Source organism: Bartonella sp. AA2SXKL (assembly GCF_042197205.1).
Lineage (GTDB): Bacteria > Pseudomonadota > Alphaproteobacteria > Rhizobiales > Rhizobiaceae > Bartonella.
Genome location: NZ_JBHIRN010000051.1, coordinates 1 through 1,336, shown reverse-complemented (window position 1 = coordinate 1,336; position 1,336 = coordinate 1). Strand labels below are relative to the sequence as shown.

Here is a 1,336-nt window from a genome sequence, read left to right as displayed (position 1 = left end):
TTTCCTATAAAAGGAGCAACAACTACCTTCTTGGCAATAAGATAGAGGTTGGGAGCCGTCAATATAGTGTAGCTAATTTTGGCATTTTGCATACTCGCCAGATGTTTGGGGGCACATGGAGCTTTGATGTGAGTTATTTGCAAGGACTTCCTTTATTTCAATCTGTAAAGAAACATGTTCCAGGAGCGGGGGATGCGGAGCCTCAATTTGCAAAATTTACCGGCACACTCAGCGTTATGACACCCTTTAAGGTTGGTGAGTGGAATTTTCTATTGAGCAATCTTTTGAGTGGTCAATATTCACCGCATAATTTATTGGGTGCAGAGCAGATTTCGTTGGGAGGTGCTTCCAATGTTCGAGGCATGCGCGAGAGTTTGATTTTTGGCAATAACGGTTTTTTTATCCGTAATGAGCTGTTTCTGCGCACCATTTGGTGGAGCAATAACGCGACGCTCAAAAAGGTTTTTGGTGAACTTCGCCCCTTTGTTGGTTTGGACTATGGTCGTGTTTTTTCGCAAGCTTTGTATGGTTTTACGCATGAACAGCTTGCTGGTTGGACAGCAGGTGTCAAGCTTTCAGGGGGGATGGTTTCTCTTGATGCTAGTTATTCCAGTATTTTCTGGAGCACGATTAAGCACAAGAAGTCAGGCACGTTTTTAATGACATTAACAATGGATCTTTAAGGATAGTGATGGCGAGTACAAGCATGAGATATGAGAAGAGAGAACAAAGAGCGACTTTATTAGGTGTTTTAGTCTCTAGTACGATGCTCAAGAAGGTTTTATTTTGGGGGCTTGGTTTTTCTTGTTTGTTAGCCCCTTCAGCGTTACAGGCGCAAATTTCTGTTGATGCGAAGGCGAATTCTGCCCATCGTCCAGATATTGTGGCAGCCCCCAATGGGGTTCCTTCCATTGATATTGTTACCCCCAACAGCAGCGGTTTATCGCACAATAAATATGATGATTTTAATATTGGCCATGTAGGTGTGATTTGGAACAATCATGCGCAAGAAGTGGGACAATCGCAATTGGGGGGCATTATGCCTGGCAATCCACATTTGCGTTTTTCTGGTTCAGCGAAGGTTATTTTAAATGAAGTAACAAGCGGAAAACGCAGTGCGTTGAATGGTCCAGGAGAAGTTTTTGGAAAACAAGCCGATGTGATTATAGCCAACCCCAATGGCATAAGCTGTGATGGTTGTGGGTTTATCAATACGCCCCATGCGACATTAACCACCGGTGTTCCAGAAATTGATGTTTCTGGTTTTTTGAAAGGTTTTGTGGTGAAAGGTGGGGAGATCACTTTTGGTGCAAGGGGTGCGAATTTTTTTTCAGGC

2 protein-coding genes are annotated in these 1,336 nt (G+C 43.4%); both read left to right on the top strand.

Annotated elements, in window-relative coordinates; genetic code table 11:
- On the top strand, nt 1–683 hold a 683-nt coding region (locus ACFINS_RS09640; RefSeq protein ID WP_375706138.1), incomplete at its 5' end, for a ShlB/FhaC/HecB family hemolysin secretion/activation protein.
- Between the two features lie 23 nt (nt 684–706).
- A partial coding sequence (locus ACFINS_RS09635) for a filamentous hemagglutinin N-terminal domain-containing protein (protein WP_375706139.1) occupies nt 707–1,336 on the top strand: 630 nt, incomplete at its 3' end.